The organism is Streptomyces sp. NBC_00207 (assembly GCF_045160965.1).
Taxonomy (GTDB): Bacteria; Actinomycetota; Actinomycetes; order Streptomycetales; family Streptomycetaceae; genus Streptomyces.
In genome coordinates this window covers 4,181,300-4,200,192 of the sequence record NZ_CP130715.1, presented here as the reverse complement: position 1 = coordinate 4,200,192, position 18,893 = coordinate 4,181,300, and the positions used below count along the sequence as shown (strand labels likewise).

General features: G+C 74.9%; 14 protein-coding genes. 13 read left to right on the top strand and 1 reads right to left on the bottom strand.

Features of this window, described 5'->3' with window-relative positions:
• Positions 1-35 precede the first annotated feature (35 nt).
• From OG472_RS19860 to OG472_RS19820, 9 genes are all read left to right on the top strand, one after another.
• On the top strand, positions 36-1,124 hold the full coding sequence (locus tag OG472_RS19860) for a DUF3344 domain-containing protein (protein ID WP_405830517.1): 1,089 nt from the start codon (positions 36-38) through the stop codon (positions 1,122-1,124).
• A gap of 19 nt (positions 1,125-1,143) precedes the next feature.
• A complete protein-coding gene (locus OG472_RS19855; RefSeq protein ID WP_401608549.1) occupies positions 1,144-2,343 on the top strand; it encodes a glycosyltransferase in 1,200 nt (399 codons plus the stop codon).
• On the top strand, positions 2,340-3,878 hold the full coding sequence (locus tag OG472_RS19850) for an exopolysaccharide biosynthesis polyprenyl glycosylphosphotransferase (RefSeq protein ID WP_405830515.1): 1,539 nt from the start codon (positions 2,340-2,342) through the stop codon (positions 3,876-3,878). Before OG472_RS19855 ends, OG472_RS19850 begins: the two co-directional genes overlap by 4 nt.
• The gene (locus OG472_RS19845; protein ID WP_401608554.1) at positions 3,878-5,284 is read left to right on the top strand and encodes an O-antigen ligase family protein; all 1,407 of its coding nucleotides are present in this window, start codon (positions 3,878-3,880) and stop codon (positions 5,282-5,284) included. The genes OG472_RS19850 and OG472_RS19845 overlap by 1 nt, the downstream gene beginning before the upstream one ends.
• 575 nt (positions 5,285-5,859) lie before the next feature.
• The gene (locus OG472_RS19840; protein WP_401608867.1) at positions 5,860-7,635 is read left to right on the top strand and encodes a lipid II flippase MurJ; all 1,776 of its coding nucleotides are present in this window, start codon (positions 5,860-5,862) and stop codon (positions 7,633-7,635) included.
• Positions 7,625-8,401 (top strand): polysaccharide deacetylase family protein, encoded by a 777-nt coding sequence (locus OG472_RS19835; protein WP_405830513.1) that lies wholly within the window; start codon positions 7,625-7,627, stop codon positions 8,399-8,401. Before OG472_RS19840 ends, OG472_RS19835 begins: the two co-directional genes overlap by 11 nt.
• Positions 8,398-9,756, top strand: a complete 1,359-nt coding sequence (locus tag OG472_RS19830) for a glycosyltransferase (RefSeq protein WP_405830512.1) — start codon at positions 8,398-8,400, stop codon at positions 9,754-9,756. The genes OG472_RS19835 and OG472_RS19830 overlap by 4 nt, the downstream gene beginning before the upstream one ends.
• A 47-nt stretch (positions 9,757-9,803) precedes the next feature.
• Positions 9,804-10,667, top strand: a complete 864-nt coding sequence (locus OG472_RS19825; RefSeq protein ID WP_401608563.1) for a lipopolysaccharide biosynthesis protein — start codon at positions 9,804-9,806, stop codon at positions 10,665-10,667.
• The gene (locus OG472_RS19820; protein ID WP_383570964.1) at positions 10,664-11,806 is read left to right on the top strand and encodes a GNAT family N-acetyltransferase; all 1,143 of its coding nucleotides are present in this window, start codon (positions 10,664-10,666) and stop codon (positions 11,804-11,806) included. The genes OG472_RS19825 and OG472_RS19820 overlap by 4 nt, the downstream gene beginning before the upstream one ends.
• Before the next feature lie 5 nt (positions 11,807-11,811).
• Here OG472_RS19820 and OG472_RS19815 read toward each other — a convergent pair whose 3' ends face one another.
• Positions 11,812-13,449 carry a glycosyl hydrolase gene (locus OG472_RS19815; RefSeq protein ID WP_405830511.1) on the bottom strand — a complete coding sequence of 546 codons (1,638 nt, stop codon included), beginning with the start codon at positions 13,447-13,449 and terminating at the stop codon, positions 11,812-11,814.
• Positions 13,450-13,743: 294 nt separating this feature from the next.
• Between OG472_RS19815 and OG472_RS19810 the strand changes: the two genes are divergently transcribed.
• From OG472_RS19810 to OG472_RS19795, 4 genes are all read left to right on the top strand, one after another.
• Positions 13,744-15,126 (top strand): ATP-grasp domain-containing protein, encoded by a 1,383-nt coding sequence (locus tag OG472_RS19810; RefSeq protein WP_401608568.1) that lies wholly within the window; start codon positions 13,744-13,746, stop codon positions 15,124-15,126.
• A 67-nt stretch (positions 15,127-15,193) separates the two neighbouring features.
• Complete coding sequence (locus OG472_RS19805; RefSeq protein WP_401608869.1) at positions 15,194-16,495, top strand: NAD(P)-binding domain-containing protein; 1,302 nt, start codon at positions 15,194-15,196, stop codon at positions 16,493-16,495.
• A 24-nt stretch (positions 16,496-16,519) separates the two neighbouring features.
• Positions 16,520-16,792 carry a hypothetical protein gene (locus OG472_RS19800; RefSeq protein ID WP_401608570.1) on the top strand — a complete coding sequence of 91 codons (273 nt, stop codon included), beginning with the start codon at positions 16,520-16,522 and terminating at the stop codon, positions 16,790-16,792.
• 12 nt (positions 16,793-16,804) lie between these two features.
• Positions 16,805-18,892: a SpoIIE family protein phosphatase gene (locus OG472_RS19795; RefSeq protein WP_401608571.1), complete on the top strand. Its 2,088-nt coding sequence runs from the start codon at positions 16,805-16,807 to the stop codon at positions 18,890-18,892.
• Position 18,893 lies beyond the last annotated feature (1 nt).

The following is an 18,893-nucleotide window of genomic DNA, read 5'->3' as shown; positions in this document are numbered from 1 at the left end:
GTTTTGTCCCCTTGATCGAAAATGGAGACAGGGTCATGGGTTCCTCCCGCAGAATCCTCGGCACGCTCGGCCTGCTGTCCTGCCTGACCCTTTCCGTGAACGCCCCGGCGGCGTGGGCTGCGCCCGCTCCCAAGGAGCTGCCGCGGGTACCGTTCACCCAGCGTTACCAGTCCGTGCAGCACGGCGGGCTGGTACGGGCCTCCAACTCGGGCATCAGCTGCCGCAAGGAGGAGTCCCCACAGGCCGAGCCGTGCGCCGAAGTGAAGCGCGGCGCGGCCGGCGTCAACAGCGACTTCGAGATGTTCTACAGCGAGGTCGACAAGGATCCCGACACCTACAACTCCACCCGCGCCGAGCTCAAGGTCCCCCAGGGCGCGAAGGTCTCGTACGCCCGCCTCTACTGGGGCGGGAACCTGCGGGTGGGCGAGCAGAAGCCGCCGGAGGACAACGGCCGGGTGCTGGTCGCCGAGCCCAGCGGCGAGTACAAGGAGGTCCTCGCCGACACGGTGATGGGCCACCGCACGGACGCGGGCAGCGATGCCTACCAGGCCTCCGCAGACGTGACCCCGCTGGTCCGCAAGGGCGGCGCGGGCATGTGGACGGTGGCCCAGCTCAACATCGCCATGGGCCACTCCGAGGTCGGGGCCTGGGGCGGCTGGACGCTGGTCGTCGCCTACGAGCACCCGCAGGAGCCGGTCCGCCGGCTCTCGCTGTGGGACGGCTTCGAGGGGATCGCCGCCCGGGCGGGCGACGGGACGGTCGAGATCAAGGGCCTGAACGCGCCGGCCGGGTCCGCGGGCCGGGTCGGGGTGGTCGCGTACGACGGAGACCGGGGCACCCTCGGAGATTCACTCACCGTGACGGCCGACAGTGGGCGCCGCGTGAGCCTGAGCGACGGAGAAAATCCTTTTAATGATGTTATGAATTCCACGATCACGGAATTCGGAGATCGCTCGTTCGTGCGACAGCCCGAACATATGAATAATCTCGGATATGACGCGGACGTGTTCGACCTGAGTCCCGCGCTGTCCGGTGGCGCCCGCAGTCTGAACTTCAGGTTCACGGGTGAAAGTCAGGGTCATTTCCTCGGTGTGCTCTTCGTTCAGACAGACGCGCGCCGCTGAACGTAGGAGACCACTCCACGTGCCCACACAACCTCGGGCGGCACAGCCCACGACCGTCCTCCATCTCGTACAGCCCGTCGACGGCGGCGTGGCCAGGGTCGTCACCGACCTCGTCCGCGCACAGACCGCCGACGGCCTCCGGGCCGTCGTCGGCTGCCCGCCCGGCGGCACCCTCGGCGACGCCGCCCGCGCCGCCGGGGCCGACGTGCTCACCTGGCGGGCCGGGCGGGCCCCCGGGCCCGGGCTGCCCGCCGAGCTGATCGGCGCCCGGCGGCTGCTCCGCGAGGTGCGGCCCGACCTGCTGCACGCCCACAGCGCCAAGGCCGGACTCGCCGGACGGCTCGCCGCGCGCGGCTCCGTGCCCACCGTCTTCCAGCCCCACGCCTGGTCCTTCGACGCGGTCGGCGGGGCCACGGCCGCGCTCGCCCTGCGCTGGGAGCGGTACGGGGCCCGCTGGGCCGACCGGGTGCTCTGTGTCAGCGAGGCCGAACGCCGCGCGGGCGAGACCGAGGGCATCAGCGCCCGGTGGTCGGTGATCCGCAACGGCGTGGACCTCGAACACTTCCGCCCCGGCGGACCCGACCCCGGACAGGACAGGGCCAGGGCACGCGCCGAACTGCCGCTGCCCGCCGCCTTCCGGAGCAGCCTGGCAGACGGGGGGCTGCTCGCCGTCTGCGTGGGCCGGATCTGCCCCCAGAAGGGGCAGGACATCCTGCTGCGGGCCTGGCCGGAGCTGCTGGGCACCGTCCCGGGAGCCCGCCTCGCCCTCGTTGGCGACGGCCCCGACTCCGAACGGCTGCGCTGCACGGCCCCGCCCGGAGTGCACTTCGCGGGCGCCGCCGCCGACATCCGACCGTGGCTTCGGGCCGCCGATCTCGTTGTACTGCCGTCGCGGTGGGAAGGCATGGCGCTCGCCCCGCTCGAAGCCATGGCCTGCGGTCGCCCGGTCCTGGTCTCCGACGTCAGCGGCGCCCGGGAGAGCCTGCCGCCCGGCCAGGGACGCCTGTGCCTGGTGCCGCCGGAGGACCCGACGGCGCTGGCCAAGGCACTGGGACGGCTGCTCGCCGAGCCGCGGCTCCTCGCCGAACTGGGGGAGCAGGCCCGGCAGCACGCCCGGACCGATTTCGACGTGCGGCGGACCACCGAAGCGGTCACCGGCCTGTACCACGAACTGCTGGGCAGGCCCCGGCCCTTGAACCAGGAGCGCATCAGCCGATGACGATGGACAGCGCACCCGCCCGGCACACCGGGCAGGGCGGCACGGGGCCCACCGGCGGCAGCGCCTTCGCGCCCGCGCCACACGCGGCGGCCCGCCGTTCCGCGACCGCCATCCACCCCCCGCGCGGGCCCAGGACGGACCAGGCCAGGTCCGCCGTACGCCCGCGGCGGATCCGTCGCAGCGGGCGGGTACTGCCGCTGCTCACCGCCGACGCGCTGGCCGCCGTACTCACCGCGACGACCCTGCCCGGACCGGCACTGCCGGACCCCGTGGCGGTGCCGGTCGTCGCCGCCCTCCCCCTGCTGCTCGCCGCGCTGCACGCGCAGGCCGGGCTGTACCGGCCGCGGCTCGCCCCCTCCGCACTCCTCGAACTGCCCACGCTGGCCGGCCGGTCCGCAGTCCTGTGGTGCGGGGCGGCCGCCGTACTGGCCGCCGTCGACCCGGCCCGGGCCCTCGGCTGGAACGCCCTCTTCACCGCCGTCTGCCTGCAGGTCTTCCTGGCCTGCGCGGGACGCGGCCTCGTCAACCAGCTCCAGCGCCGCGCGGCCGTACGCCGGCCCGCCTCCGCCCTCGTCGTCGGACCCGGCGCCGGGGCGAGCGCAGTGGCCGCCGCCCTGCACGGCCGCCCCGAGTTCGGGCTGCGCCCGGTCGGCCTCGCCGACACGGCGGCCGCCGCCGAGGCCGACAACGGCGCCCTGCCGTACCTCGCCACCCACGAGGACATCCGGCGCGCGGTCATCCAGAACTCCGTCCGGCACGCGGTGTTCACCCGCCCGCCCGAGGCGGACGAGCGCACCGCCTCCCTGGTCCGGCTCTTCCACGACCACGGATGCCGGATGTGGCTCGCCGACCCGGCCGGCACCGCCAAGGTCACCGGGATGCGCCTCGCGCACCCCGCCGACCAGCTGTGGGGGTACGCCGTCCAGCCGCTGCTGCCGCGCCCGGCCCGGCCGCTGGAGCGCTGGGCCAAGCGGGGCATCGACTCCGTCCTGGCCCTGGTCGCGCTGATCGGCGCCGCACCCGTGATGGGCCTGTGCGCGCTGGCCGTACGGGTCTGGGACGGGCCGGGGGTGATCTTCCGGCAGGAACGGGTCGGCCTGTACGGGCGCCCCTTCACCCTGCTGAAGTTCCGTACCCTGCGCGCCGACGAGCACGAGGCCGCCACCCGCTGGACGGTGGCGGGCGACCGCGGGATGAGCCCGGTCGGGTCCTTCCTGCGCAAGTCCTCGCTGGACGAGCTGCCGCAGCTGTGGAACGTCGTACGCGGTGACATGGCCCTGGTCGGGCCCCGCCCCGAACGGCCCTTCTTCGTCGCCAAGTTCTCCACCGTCCACCCCGGCTACGAGGCCCGCCACCGGATGCCCGTCGGCATCACCGGCCTCGCCCAGATCAACGGCCTGCGCGGGGACACCTCCATCGAGGACCGGGCCCGCTTCGACAACCACTACATCGACACCTGGTCGCTGTGGCAGGACCTGTGGATCCTCGCCCGCACCGCGGCCTCCTTCTTCCGCTTCCGGCTCGGGGGCAGCTGATGAGCCTCGTCGTCACCGGTCCCTGGACCCGGCCCGACCTACCGGGACTGCTGCGCCGGCACTGGCCGTTGCTGCCGCTGGCCGCGACCGTGCTCTTCCTGCTCGCCCCGCTCCCCGCGGGGGACGCGACCGCCTCCGGGAAGGTCGGACCGGCCGACGCCGCCTCGCTGCTGCTGGCGTTCGTCTGCGGGGTGCAGGCGCTGCGCGGCCGGGTGCGGACGCTGACCCCGCTGGGCGTGCTCGTGCTCGGCGCGCCGGCCGTGGGCCTCGCTATCGCGACGATGACCGCGGGGGATCCGTACGCGGCCCTGCCCGGCTTCGTGCGCTACCTCCAGGTCTTCGTGCTCGTCCCGGCGGCCGTGGTGCTGCTGGTGCGCGACGCCGCGGAGTTCCGGCTGGCCGCAGGGTGCTTCGTGGTCCTCGCGCTGATGCAGGGAGCGGTCGGGGTCGTGCAGTACGTGACCCACACCGGGGCCTCCTACCAGGGCCAGGACATCCGGGCCGTGGGCACCTTCGGCCCCGGTGACGTCATGGGCATGGCCACCGTGGTGGCGTACGGGCTGGTCGTGGCGACCGCGGTCGCGCTGGCGCCGGGGCTGCCGCGGCGGGTCCGGCGGATCGCCGGGGGCTTGGCGCTGGCGCTGGTGCTGCCGCTGGTCCTCTCGTTCAGCCGGGGCGTGTGGATCGCCACCGCCGGCGCGGCCGTGCTGGTGATGGTGCTGGCCGGGATCCGGCGGGCGCTGAAGGTGCTCCTCGCGCTCGCCGCGGCGGGCGTGGTCCTGGTGGGCGGGCTCGGCGTCGGATCCGAGATGGTCGCCGAGCGGCTGACCTCCATCACCCAGGTCTCCAGCGCCCCCGACCAGTCGGTGACCGACCGCTACACGATGTGGGCCGCCGCCGAGTCGATGTGGCGGGAGCGGCCAGCGGTGGGGGTGGGGCTCAAGGGCTTCCCCGCCCACCGCGACGGCCACTCCTCGCTGGGGCTCTCCTCCGGCAGTGACACCGCGGGCGCGGGGCAGGCGTACATCCGCCAGCCGCTGCTCTCCCCGCACAACATGTACCTGCTGATCCTCAGCGAGCAGGGCCTGATCGGGCTGATCGCGCTGGCGGGCGGCTGGGCGGCGCTGCTGGTCGCGGGGCTCCGCAGGCTCGCCGCCGGCGAGGCGATCCGGGACTGCGGACTGATCGCGACGGGGCTGTTCGTGTGGCAGCTGACCGACTTCCTCTACGCCGACATCGGGGGGCCGTCCACCGTGCTGACCGGAGTGATCATCGGCCTGGCGGCCTGGTGGGCGCTGCCCTCCCCGGGCGACGCGGGTCCACTGCGCGGGGCGGCAGCGGTGTCCGGGGCCGCCGGCAGTGCGGGTGCACGGGGTAGGGCCCCCGGGGTTGCGGCTCGCCGGTGACGGACACCACGCCCTGGCGGCCCGCCTCCGGCCCCCCGGCCGGGGCGGGCCACGCCCGTGTCCCGTCCGCCCAGGACTCCCGTCCTCCGTGGACGGCCCCCGGCTCCACCGGCCCCGCGGCCGGACGCCACACCGGGCAGGACCCGACCGGGGGGCCGGGCACGGCGGTCCCGGCGGCTCCCGAGTTCGCGGCAGGGGCCGTGCCGGGCGGCGAGCCGGCCGCGCGGGAGCCCCTGTTCGGCTCCACCGGGTACGCACGGAACGCGCCCGCGGCCGGGCCACCCGGCAGCGGGGCGGATCCGGCGTCCCCCGGTCCTGCCGTCGGGGGCCGGCCGGGCCCGGGCGGCCACGGGCAGGCGCCCCGTTCGGCCACCGCGGCAGATCCGGCCGTACCGGTTCCGGCGGCCCCGCGGTTCGCCGCCGGAAGCCGTACGGGCCGGATCGGCGCCGCGCCGGTTCCGGCGGACCCCGGTTTCGTGGCCGGGAGCCTGCCCGGCGGTGAGCACGCCGTGCGGGAGCCCCTGTTCGGCTCCGCCGCGTATCCGGGCGGGGCCTCGGGGAAGCGCAGCCTGCGGGTGGCGGCGCGAGCCGCGAGCGGCTCCACCGACGCCCCCGAAGCCCAGACGGCGCCCGCGGGCGGGCGGCCGGGCCATGTCCGGCGCGCCGGTGAGGCGTCCCCGCCCGCCGCCCCCCGCGGCAGCGGGCCGGGCGGGTCCGCCGGGCTCCCCGATCCCGCCACCCCCGGCGGGAGTCCGCCGCTCGGGCGGTTCCTGGCGAAGGCCGCCGCCGTCACCGCCGGGCTGACCGCCGCCGGGGCGGTGTTCGGGCTGGTGCGCGACCAGACCATCGCGCACCTCTTCGGGGCCGGGCACGACAGCGACGCCTTCCTGATCGCCTGGACCGTGCCCGAGATGGCCTCGACGCTCCTCATCGAGGACGCGATGGCGCTGCTGATGGTGCCCGCCTTCAGCCACGCCCTGGCCCGGCGGGCCGCCAGCCGGGCGGGCCTCACCCGCCAGGAGGCCCGCGCACAGGACCCCGTACGGCTGCTCGTGGGGGCGACCCTGCCCCGGCTCGCCGTGTTCGTGGCCGCCGTCGCCTCCGTGCTCATCGTGGCCGCGCCGGCGGTCGTCGCCGTGCTCGCGCCCGGCCTGCCCGACCCCGGACTGGCCGTCCAGTGCACCCGGATGACGGCCCTGACCGTCATCTCCTTCGGGATCGCCGGATACTTCAGCGCCGCACTGCGGGCCCACCGCTCCTTCGTGCCGCCCGCCGCGATCTACGTCTCGTACAACGTCGGGATCATCGGCACGATGGTCGCCCTGCACGCCCTGTGGGGCGTGCGCGCGGCCGCCGCGGGCGTGGCCGTCGGCGGACTGCTGATGGTCCTCGTCCAGTTGCCCGCCTTCATCCGCAACGTGGGCTTCGGCCCGCCCCGCGCCAAGAGGGCCCCGCGCAGCCAGCGCGACCGCGACCGCCCCACCCTCATCGCCTTCGGGGTCATCGCCCCCGTGATCTTCTTCGCCGTCTTCCGGCAGTCGCAGGTGCTCGTCGAGCGGTTCCTGGCCGCCTCGCTCCCGCCCGGGGCGATCTCGCACCTCAACTACGCGCAGAAGGTCGCGCAGATGCCGATGGTGCTCTCCCTGATGATCTGCACCGTCACCTTCCCGGTCGTCGCCCAGGCCATGGCCGCGGGCGAGCGGGAGAAGGCCAGGCGACGGGTCGAACAGGACCTCGCCCTGGCCTCGCTCGCCGTCCTCATGGGCACCGCCCTCGTCATCGGCTACGCGCCCCAGATCATCCAGGTCCTCTTCGAACGCGGCGCCTTCACCCACCAGGACACCCTCGCCACCGCCTCCGTCATGCGGGTCTACGGACTCGGACTGCTCGGCCACTGCCTCGTCGGGGCACTGTCCCGGCCCTTCTTCTCGACCGCCCGGCCCACCTGGTTCCCGGCGCTCGCGATGGGTGCCGGACTGCTCGTCAACATCGTGGCCGGAGCCTTCGCCGTCGGCTGGTGGGGCATCTACGGGATCGCCGCCGCCAACGCCGCCGGCATCTCCACCACCGCCGCCCTGCTGCTCACCGGGCTCGGCTCGCGGATCATCGCCATCCAGGTCCGCCGGGTCGCCGTCAGCATCGGACGGCTCGCCGTGGCCGCCGTTGCCGCCTGCGTCACCGGCTGGATCGCCGGCCCGATGATCCCCGACCCGATGCTCAGCGCAGCCCTCGGCTGCCTGCTGGTCCCGGCCATGTTCGGAGCCACCGGCATGGCCATACGCGCCCTCGAAGTCACCGCCCTGCCCGGTCAGATCTCCCAGTTCACGCAGAGGTTCCGCAATGTCCGCTGACACCGACACGGCCCCCGCCGCCGTGCTGGTCCCCGCCCGCCGGACCGCTTCGCCGTGGGTCCTGATGTACCACTCGGTCGCCGAGTTCACCGACCCCGCCGAGGACCCGTACGGGATCACCGTGACCCCGCTGGCCCTGGAGGCCCAGCTGGTGTGGCTGCGCTCCCGCGGCCTGCGCGGGGTCTCGGTCGGCGAACTGCTCCGGGCCCGCGCGGCCGGCCACGGCGCCGGGCTGGTCGGGCTGACCTTCGACGACGGCTACACCGACTTCCTCACCCATGCGCTGCCGCTGCTGCGCCGCTACGACTGCACCGCCACCCTCTTCGTCCTGCCCGGGCGGCTCGGCGTGGACAACGTGTGGGACCCGCTGGGGCCGCGCAAGTCCCTGCTCACCGCCGAGGGCATCCGCGAGGTCGCCGACGCGGGACAGGAGATCGGCTCGCACGGGCTGCTCCACCAGGACCTCACCGCGGCCGCCGACGACGTCCTCCAGCAGGAGCTCCGCGGCAGCCGCGACCTGCTGCGCGAGCTGACCGGAACCCTGCCCGTGGGGTTCTGCTACCCGTACGGGCACCTCGACGCCCGGGTCGTCGACGCCACCCGCGCCGCCGGCTACGGCTACGCCTGCGCCATCGACCCCGGGCGGCTCGCGGGCCCGCACGCCCTGCCGCGCACCCACGTCAGCCAGGCCGACGGCGGCGCCCGGCTGCGCGTCAAGCAGCTGCGCCACCAGGCGCGCGAGCTGCGCCGGGTGGTGTACCGGTGAAGGCCCTGCACATCATCACCGGCCTCGGGGTCGGCGGCGCCGAGCAGCAACTGCGGCTGCTGCTGCGGCACATGCCGATGCAGTGCGACGTGCTGACGCTGACCAACCCCGGGCCGGTGGCCGAGGGGCTGCGCGCCGACGGGGTCCGGGTCGTGCATCTGGGGATGCAGGGCAACCGGGACCTGGGGGCGCTGCCGCGGCTGGTGCGGTTCATCCGGCGCGGCCAGTACGACCTCGTGCACACGCACCTGTACCGGGCCTGCGTGTACGGGCGCCTCGCCGCCCGGCTCGCGGGCGCCCGGGCGACCGTCGCCACCGAACACTCCCTCGGAGAGGGCGAGATCGAGGGCCGGCCGCTGTCCGGCGGGGTACGGGCGCTGTACCTGGCCAGCGAACGCCTCGGCGCGGCGACGGTGGCCGTGTCCGACACCGTCGCCGCCCGGCTGGAGGGGTGGGGGGTGCCGGCCGCGCGGGTGCACGTCGTACCCAACGGGATCGAGGCCGTCCGCTTCCGCTTCGAGGAGGGCGTCCGGCGGGCCACCCGCGCCCGGACCGGCCTGCCCGAACGCGCCTTCGTCGTCGGCGGGGTCGGGCGGCTGGTCCCGGGCAAGCGGTTCGACGTCCTGGTGCGGGCCGTGGCCGCGCTGCCCGGGGCGCACCTGCTGCTGGCCGGGGACGGCCCGGAACGGGCGGGGCTGCGCCGACTGGCCGCCGAGCTCGGCGCGCAGAGCCGGATCCACCTGCTCGGGGAGCGGGACCCGCTGGGCGACAGCGCGGACGGCCGCACCCCGGGCATCCCGGCGCTGCTGGCCGCCATGGACGTCTTCGTCTCCCCGTCGCGGGAGGAGGCCTTCGGGCTCGCGGTCGTGGAGGCGCTGGCCGCCGGACTCCCCGTCCTGCACGTGACCTGCCCGGCCATCGACGACCTGCCGGCCGCCCAGGCCCCCGGAGCCCGCCGCATCGGCACCGGCACGGAAGAACTGGTCGCGGCGCTGCGCGGGCACATGGAGGCGGGCGCGCGCCGGCTGCCCCCGCCGCCAGTGGTCCGCCGCTACGACATCGCCCGCAGCGCGCGGCAGCTGCTGGACGTGTACGACCTCGCCCTCTCGGCCGCGCCGGGCACCGCCGGGCTCGTTCGGAGCCCGGCGGATCCGGATCCGGGTCCGGCCGGCCCGTCGGAGCCGAACGCGGCCGGCTCGAACGCGTCCGGACCGGCCGTGTCGGTCCCGGACCCGACGGCCTCGGGCGCGGCCGTGCCCGAGCGGGTGCCCGGCGCCGCCGCCGGCACCGTCGTCGGTGCCCGCCGCAAGCCGGTCGGACCCGGACCGGCGGAGAGCCCGACCGGAACCGGCTGATCCGTCCCCTCCCCGAACCACCCTCCACCCAGGAAGCGAGCACGTTCATGGCCGATACCGCCGACCAGAAGAAGTCCGACAAGAAGTCCGAGCCGAAGTCCGAGCCGAGGTCCGAGCAGAAGTCCGAGCAGTCCGAGCGGAGGTCCGAGCGGAGGTCCGCCGAGAAGAAGCCGGACCACCGCTCCGAGAAGAAGACGCGGCGACGGCTGCCGTCCGCGCCCGCGTGGTGGCCGCTGCCCGTCTGCGCCGTGCTGGGGCTGGCCGCGGGAGGGGCGTACGGGGTGCTCAAGGCCCCCGAGTACGCCGCCACCAGCTATGTCGTCGCCGTGCCCGACGAGAACACCGAGCCGGCCACCGCCCTCGGCTTCGCGCAGGCGTACGCCCGGATCGCCACCAGCAGTTCCACGCTCGCCTACGCCCAGCCCCGTGCGGGCATCACCGCCCGGCAGCTGCGGACCCAGGTACGGGCCGAGACCTCGCCCGAGTCCCCGATGATCGCCATCACGGGCACCTCGAAGAGCCCGTCCGAGGCCGCCGACGTCGCGAACGCGGTGGCCGACGCCCTGTCGCTGAGCAGCAATCAGGCCGCCAAGAACACCGGGGTCCAGCTGCTCCTCTTCAACCAGGCCGTGGCCCCGGCCGAGCCCGCCTCCCCGTCCGCCACCATCAGCGGCGCCGTCGGGATGTGCGCCGGCGGGCTGCTCGGCGGACTGTGGCTGCTCGCCCGGCCGGGCCGGACGCGGCGCCCCGAGGAGCACGCGGACGGGCCCGTGGCCCAGGTCCAGGCCCCGGTCCAGGCCGTGGCCGCGTCCCCGGCCGAGCCCGCGGTGACCTCCCCGGTCGAGGAGTACGCCTCGCTCCCCGCCCAGAGTGAGCCCACCTCGGCCAAGGAGAAGGAGTCCGTGCGATGAGTTCGGGCTCCGCCGGGGCCCTGTCGGTGACGCTGTGCCGCGACCCCCGGCAGTTCGCCGCGCTCGAAGAGCCGTGGAACCGGCTCTTCCGCGGCTGTCCCACCGCCACCCCCTTCCAGAGCCACGCCTGGCTGCACTCCTGGTGGCTGTCGTACGGGAAGGACGGCCGGCTCCGGATCGTCCTCGTCCGGCGCGGCGAGGAACTGGTCGGCGCGGCCGCGCTGATGCTCGTACACCGGCCGATGCCGCTGCTGGTGCCGCTCGGCGGCCCCATCACCGACTACTCCGACGTGCTCGTGGCCGCGGAGTACGCCGACCAGGTCGTCCCGGCGCTGGCCCGCGGGCTGCACCGGGCCGCCCGCGGGGCCGTCGTCGACCTGCGGGAGGTGCGTCCCGGGGCCGCGGCCGAGGAGCTGTACCGGCAGTGGCCCGGGGTCTCCAGCAGGCTCGCCGACTCCACCTGCATGGAGCTGCCCACGCTGCCGTTCGACGAACTGGTCAAACGGATGCCGGCGTCGGGCGCCCAGCGGGTGCGGGCCAAGCTGCGCAAGACCGACGCGGCCGGGATCGAGGAGCACGAGGTCACCGAGCAGGAAGTGCCGCGTGCCGTACGGAGCCTGCTGCGGCTCCACGAGAAGCAGTGGCGCGGCCGCGGGGTGACCCCCGAGCACCTGAGGCCCCGCTTCGCCGAGCACCTGACCCGGGCCACCCGGCGGATGGTGCGGGCGGGGGAGGGCCGCCTGACGGAGTTCCGGCTGGACGGGAAGGTCGTGGCGGCCAACGTGACGCTGCTGTCGGCCGGACTCAGCGGCGGCTACCTCTACGGGGCCGACCCGGACCTGCGGACGCGGAAGGTGGACGTGGCGACGCTGCTGCTGCGCTACGAGGCCGGGCGGGCGCTCGCCGAGGGCCGGCCGGTGGTGAGCTTCCTGCGCGGCAACGAGCCGTACAAGAACCACTGGCGGCCCGAGACGGTCGTGAACCAGCGGTTCCTGCTGGCCACGACCGCGCTCGCACCCCTGCTGCGGCTGCACGAGTCGCAGGTGACGGGGCGCGAGCGGGCGGTGGGCGCGCTGCGGGAGGCGCTGCCGGCCGCCAGGGACTGGCGGGCGCGGCTCAACGAACTGCGGGTGCGATGACCCGTCTAGAAGGGCCAGAAGCCGTAGTCCTTGCCCCAGTCGAGCCTGACGCAGACCGACTGCGTGCCGACCAGCTTGGAGAGCCACTCGCCGAAGTTGAGCGGCACGCACCACTGCGGGCTGTTGACCGGCGGCTGCGGCTCCGGCAGGGGCTTCGGCGGCGTGGGCTCGGGCTTCGGCACGGCCGGCGAGGGCGCCACGGGCGAGGGCCTGGGCGTCTGGACCGGGACCTCGGGGCTCGGGGCCACGGGCGATGGCTTGGGCACCTCGGGTGTCGGGACCTCGGGCGAGGGCTTGGGCACCTCGGGAGCGGGGACCTCCGGCGTCGGGACGAGCGGGCTGGGAGTGACCGGCAGCGGGACCTCGGGGCTCGGGGTGACCGGCGCCGGGCTGACGGGCGCCGGGACTTCGGGGCTCGGGGTGACGGGCGCCGGGACGTCCGGGCTCGGGGTGACCGGCGTGGGGACGAGCGGGCTCGGCGTCACGGGGCTCGGCGCCACGGGCGAGGGCTTGGGGACCTCGGGCGTGGGGACCTGGGGCGTCGGGATCTGCGGCGTCGGGACCGCCGGCGTGGGCACGACCGGCGTGGGCACCACGGGGGTCGGGACCACCGGGGTCGGGACCACGGGCGTGGGCACCACCGGGGTCGGGATCACCGGCCCGGGCCGCTCGGGCATCAGCGCGTCGCGGAAGACCTTCGCGGACTCCGGATTCTGCTTGCACTGCCACACGCCGTGCGGGCAGTAGTCGGTGATGGTGTGGTAGAGCGGCTTGTGCTGCTCGATCCACTTCAGCATGCGCCGTACGTACTCCGGGTTGTCCCCGCGGCGGTACAGCCCCCACTCCGGGTACGAGATCTCCTTGCCGTGTGCCTTCGCGAAGTCGACGTGCTGCTGGAGCCCGTACGGCTGGGTGATCTGGTCGTCGAAGGTCTTGCCGGGGGCCTGGTCGTACGAATCCATCCCGATGACGTCGACCACGTCGTCGCCGGGGTAGCACTTCGTCCAGCCGATCGCGTCCGTACCCCTGTTCGGGGCGAAGTCGAACTTGAACTCCTGCCCGGGCACCGAGCGCATCGTGGTGACGATGCGCTTCCAGTACGCCTTCCAGTTCTCCGGGTCCGGCGCGCAGCGGTGGGTGTAGGTGACGCCGTTCATCTCCCAGCCGAGCACGATGACCGTGTCCGGGACGCCCAGCGACACCAGCCGCTCGGCGAGCCTCTTGAAGTGGCGGTCGTGCTGCCCCTCGGCGCCCGCCCGGATCAGCCGGGCCACCTCGTAGTCGGGCACCCGGCTCTCGTTCCGTTCCTGCATGGGCACGTTGAGGACGAACATCCGGTCGTCCTCGGCCTGGCGCCATTCGGCCCAGTCCGCCAGGAAGGAGACCCTGCCCTCGATGCCGGCCCACTGGTCACCGGGGAGATAGGTGTGTCCGACCCGGATCTCCTTGCCGCCCAGCCAGTCCGACAGGTGCGGGATCCGGGCCACTCCGGGCGGCCCGTAGTCGAGATAGGCGCCCATGGCGATGTCCGAGCCCTCGGACCGGTCCTCGCCGGGGGCCGCGAGTGCGGCCCCGGTGGCGAGCAGTCCGGCCGTGACCGTACCGATGCAGGTGCTCGCCAGTCGGCGGCGTGGTCTGGGCATGGCGTCTCCCGAGCTTTCCTGAATCGGTGTGCTTACCAAAGACGTTAGGCATCAGATCTGACGAATGGCCTGTTCGGTGACTGCCGCGTAGGCCATTAGCAGGTGCACACCACCCCCGCTTGGTCCGACTAGGTGAAAGACACCGTTGCCATGCACGCGTATCTCAACCATGTGCCCGCCGTTGTGCTCAGACTCGATCGGAATCCGTTCCACCACGGAACCCTCGGCGCCGTCAGATCCCTTGGCCGCAAGGGCGTGGAGGTCCATGCCGTCGTCGAGGCCGGGGGAGGTCCCATGGGGCGTTCGCGGTACCTGCGCGCCGTGCACGCCGGGCCGGCCGGCGGGTTGGACCCGGAGGCGCCCGAGGCGCTGCTGGAGTGTCTGACCGGGGTGTCGGAGCGGATCGGCCGTCAGGCCGTGCTCATCGCCATGGACGATCTGAGCGCCATCGCCGTGTCCCGGGTCGCGCCGATGCTCCGCGACCGGTTCCGGATTCCCCATCAGCCCGACAACCTGCCCGCGCGGGTGGCCGACAAGGCCGAGCTGTCGAGGCTCTGTTCGCGCTGGGACGTCCCGCACCCGGAGACCGTGATCCCGGCGAGCGGGGCGGAGGCGGCCGAGGCGGCCTGGCGGCTCGGCCTGCCGGTGGTCGCCAAGTGGAGCAGGCCCTGGCTGCTGCCCACCGGGGCGGACGGGCTGCGGAGCACCACGCTGGTGCACACCGCCGCCGAGGCGCGCCGGCTGTACGAACGCTCCGCCGAGGCCGGCAGCCGGCTGCTCCTCCAGCGGTTCCTGCCGGCCGGTCCGGACACCGACTGGTTCTTCCACGGCGCCTTCACCCGGGGCGGTCTTCCGCTGCTCGCGGGATCCGGCCGCAAGGAGCTGTCCTGGCCGGTGCGGACGGGGCTGACGGCGGTGGGGCGCTGGCTGCCGGATCCGGCGGTCGAGGAGGCGGCGCTGCGGCTCGCCGAACGGCTGGGCTACCAGGGGATCCTGGACCTGGACTTCCGCCGGGACGAGGAGGGGTGCTTCCGGCTGGTGGACTTCAACCCCCGTCCGGGCGCGCAGTTCAGGCTGTTCACGGACGCGGCCGGACTCGACGTGGTCCAGGCGATGTACATGGATCTGACGGGCCAGCGGGTGCCGCAGCCCTCGGGCGGTCCGGGCCGGGTCTTCGTCGCCGAGAACTACGCGCTGCTGGCGGCGGTCCGGGGCGGCTCGCTGCCGCGCCGCCGCGCGGCGGACCGGACGGTGGGCCCCGCGGGTCCGGCGGCGGCCGACCGGGCGGACGGCGCCGCGGACCCGGACCCGCCGGTGGTCGCCGGTCAGCGGACCGGCCAGGGCCGGCCGGCGGCGGGGCCGGCGCCGAAGCGGGGCGGGGGCGTCGAGACGGCCTGGTTCGCCGCCGACGACCTGCGGCCGTTCCTCGCGATGCTCGGCGCCTTCCTGGGGCGTGGTGCGGGCAAGGGGGTGCGGGTCCTGCGCGGGGTCCCGGCACAGGGCCGCCGCACGGCGCGCGCGGTCGTTCGTACGCCCCGCCAGCGCGCCGGGGAGCGGCCTGCGACCGCGCCGGGCAGCGGGCCCGCCACCACACCCGCCGCCGGACCCGCTGCGCCCGCCTCCCGCCCCGTACCGCCGGAGGCGTCGGCCGAGCCGGACGAGCTGGTGACGCGTTGACCACGGCCGGCGCGGCGGACCGGGCCGGGCCGGTGACCATCGAGCTGGAGGAGCGGCCGTGACGCGGATCGACGATCTCGTGGTGATCGGCGCGGGCCCGTACGGGTTGTCCATCGCCGCCCACGCGGCGGGTGCGGGACTCGGGGTACGGCTGCTGGGGCGGCCCATGGCCTCGTGGCGCGACCACATGCCCGGCGGCATGTACCTGAAGTCGGAGCCCTGGTCCTCCAACCTGTCCGCGCCGGACGGGCGGCACACCCTGGCCGAATACTGCGCCACGCGCGGACTGGCCGCGGAACACGGCACTCCGCTGCCGATCGACACGTTCAGTGCGTACGGGATGTGGTTCGCCCGGCAGGCCGCGCCGGAGGTGGAGGAGGTGACCGTCACGGAGGTGACCCCGCAGGGCGACGGCTTCCGCGTCCGCACCGCCGAGGGACCGCCCCTGCTCGCCCGTACGGTCGCCCTCGCGGTCGGGGTGATGCCCTTCGTCCACCACCCCGGGGGGCTGGGCGAGCTCCCGCCCGCCCACTACTCGCACAGCAGCGGCCACCGTGACCTGACCCGCTTCGCAGGCCGCGAGGTCGCCGTGCTCGGAGCCGGGCAGGCGGCCCTGGAGACCGCCGCCCTGCTGGCCGAGCAGGGCGCCCGGCCGTGCCTGGTCGCCCGGCGCTCCCGGCTGAACTGGAACAGCGTCCCGCAGCCCCTGGAGCGGCCCGCGCTGCGTGCCCTGCGCGATCCCCACAGCGGTCTCGGCACCGGCTGGCGCAGCTGGGTGTGGTCGGAGCTGCCCTGGGCGGTGCACAGGCTGCCCGCGTCCACCCGGGAGCGGATCGCGGCCACCGCGCTGGGTCCGGCCGGCGCCTGGTGGCTGCGGGACCGCTTCGAGCGGCGCGTCCCCGTCCTGCTCGGGCACCGGCTGCAGAGGGCGGTCGCGGTGGGCGAGCGGACCCGGCTCGGGCTGACCACCCGGGCGGGGGAGTCCGTGGTCCTGGACGTCGCGCACGTCATCGCGGCCACCGGCTTCGTCCCGGACCTGGCCCGGCTGGAGCTGCTCGACGCGGGGCTGCGGGCGGGGCTGGAGACTGTGGGGGACAGCAGGGCGCCGGAGCTGAGTGCCTGCTTCGAGTCCTCGTGGCCCGGACTGTTCTTCGCGGGGCTGCTGGCGGCTCCCTCATTCGGCCCTTCCATGCGATTCGTGCACGGTGCGGGCTTCACGGCGGGGAGACTGGTGGGAGGAGTCCGCAAGCGCCTCGGTGCCCGGGGTCCGCGGCCGGGCTCCACCGGTGTCGCCCGGTTCGACCGGGCTGCTTCCCCCGGGCCTTCTCCGGGGGTACCCCCAGGGCATCCGACGACGTATCTGCGGTGAGATCCGCGGTGAGAGGGGTCCGTGATGAGCGCGGAGCGAGCACAGGGCCGCGGCTGGGTACGCATTCCCGCCAGCCGCGCGGAACAGCCCGCCACGACGGCGAGGTCCGGCGGGTTCGAACGTGCCCCGTACGCGGCCCCGTACGGAGGGCCGTACGCGACGGCCCCGTCCGCCGACCAGGCCACGATCTACCTCTCGGTCGTCAAGCGCTGGCGGGAGGCCGGGCGCACCCTTCCGGGGCATCCTGACGAGGAGTGGGAGCGGCTGATCTCGCAGCCGTGCTGGCCCGGCCGTTAGGTGGTGTGGAAGGTGGCAGCGGCGGAGCGCGAGGGACCCGAGCCGGTCCGGCGTCCCCCCGTGACCGCGCCCGGCGAGCGGCTCGCGCTGAACGGAATGGGCAGCTTCGAGTGGGACCTGGGCGCCGGCACGGTGGCGCTGGACGAGGCCGCGATGTCCGTCTTCGACCTGGGGGCGGAGGAGTTCGACGGCTCCCCGGAGGGGGTCGGGCTGCACATCCCGCCCGAGGACGGGGTCCGGCTGACCGAGACCATCGCGGGGGTCCTGGAGGGCGGCGGGGACACGTACGGCGCGTACTTCACGGTGCAGCGGCGCGACGGCCTCGACCAGTGGACGCACACCTCGGGCCGGGTCCTGCGCGACGGCGAGGGGCAGCCGCAGCGCATCGTGGGGATCGTCCGCGACGCGACGGCGGAGCTGGCCCATGCGACGCTGCTGCGCAAGCTGGAGGCGGCGCGGGCCCAGCAGACGACGATCGTGCAGCGGACCACGGAGGCCCTGTCGCGGGCGGTGACGGTGGACGACGTCACGGCCGCGCTGACGGGGGCGGGCGCGCTGGAGCGGCTCGGTGCGGACGGGCTGGCCCTGGGGCTGGTCGAGGGCGGCACCATCAAGATCATCGCGCTGAGCGGGGAGACCCTGGAGATCCTCAGCGAGCGGCGGTTCACCAGGCTGGACGGTTCGCTGCCGCTGTCGCACGCGGTGCTCACCCGGCAGGCACGTTTCGTCACCTCGCTCGCCGACCTCGGCGGCGAGTTTCCGCTCCTCGCCGACTACCTGAGCCGGATCCGGTACGACGCGGCCGCCTACCTGCCGCTGATCGCGCAGGCCAAGGCCATCGGCGGACTCGTCCTCTTCTACCGCAGGCGCAGCGAGTTCAGCCCGGAGGAGCGGAACCTGTGCCTGGGCCTGGCGGGCATCGTGGCCCAGTCCCTGCAGCGGGCGCTCCTCTTCGACCAGGAGCGGGAGTTCGCCACGGGCCTGCAGGCCGCCATGCTGCCGCGCCGGATCCCGGAGATCACCGGCGGCGAGATCGCGGTCCGTTACCACGCCGCCTGGAGCGGGCGGGAGGTCGGCGGGGACTGGTACGACGTGATCGCGCTGCCCCGGGACCGCGTCGGCATCGTGGTGGGCGACGTACAGGGCCACGACACGCACGCGGCGGCCATCATGGGCCAGCTGCGGATCGCGCTGCGGGCGTACGCGGGGGAGGGTCATCCGCCGTCCACCGTGCTGGCCCGGGCCTCGCGCTTCCTCGCCGAACTGGACACCGAGCGCTTCGCCACCTGCATGTACGCGCAGGTGGACCTGGAGACCGGAGGCGTACGGGCGGTCCGCGCGGGTCACCTCGGCCCGCTGATCCGGCACACGGACGGGCGTACGGGCTGGCCGAACGTGCGCGGCGGCCTGCCGCTGGGGCTGGCCACGGTCTTCGAGCAGGAGGAGTTCCCCGAGACCCGGCTCGACCTGGTCCCCGGGGAGACGCTCGTCCTGTGCACGGACGGCCTGGTGGAGGAGCCGGGCACGACCATCACCCAGGGCATGGAGGCGCTGGCCCACGCGGTGCGCAGCGGCCCGCAGCAGGCCGGGGCGCTCGCCGACCACCTCTCGGACCGGCTCTGGGAGCGCTGGGGCTCCGGCGACGACGTGGCCCTGCTGGTGCTGCGCCGGGCCCCCGACCCGGGCACCCACCGGGCGCCGCGCATCCACCAGTACGTCCACCAGGCCGACCCGGAAGGCCTCTCGGAGGCCCGCTACGCCCTGCGCCAGGCCCTGCGCGACTGGGGCATGCCGGAACTGGCCGACGACGTGGAGGTGGCGGCCGGGGAGCTGCTGGTCAACGCCCTCCTGCACACCGACGGCGGGGCGGTGCTGACCATGGAGGTGCTGCCCGAGCCGGTCCGGCGGATCCGGCTGTGGGTCAAGGACCGCTCCAGCGTGTGGCCGCGCCGGCGCACGCCGGGCGAGGCGGCCACCACGGGGCGCGGGCTGCTGCTGGTGGACGCGCTGGCCACGCACTGGGGAGTGGAGTCCCGGGGCGACGGCAAGGCTGTGTGGTGCGAGTTCACCGTCGGCGGCAGCCCCCGGAGCGCCGGGTGAC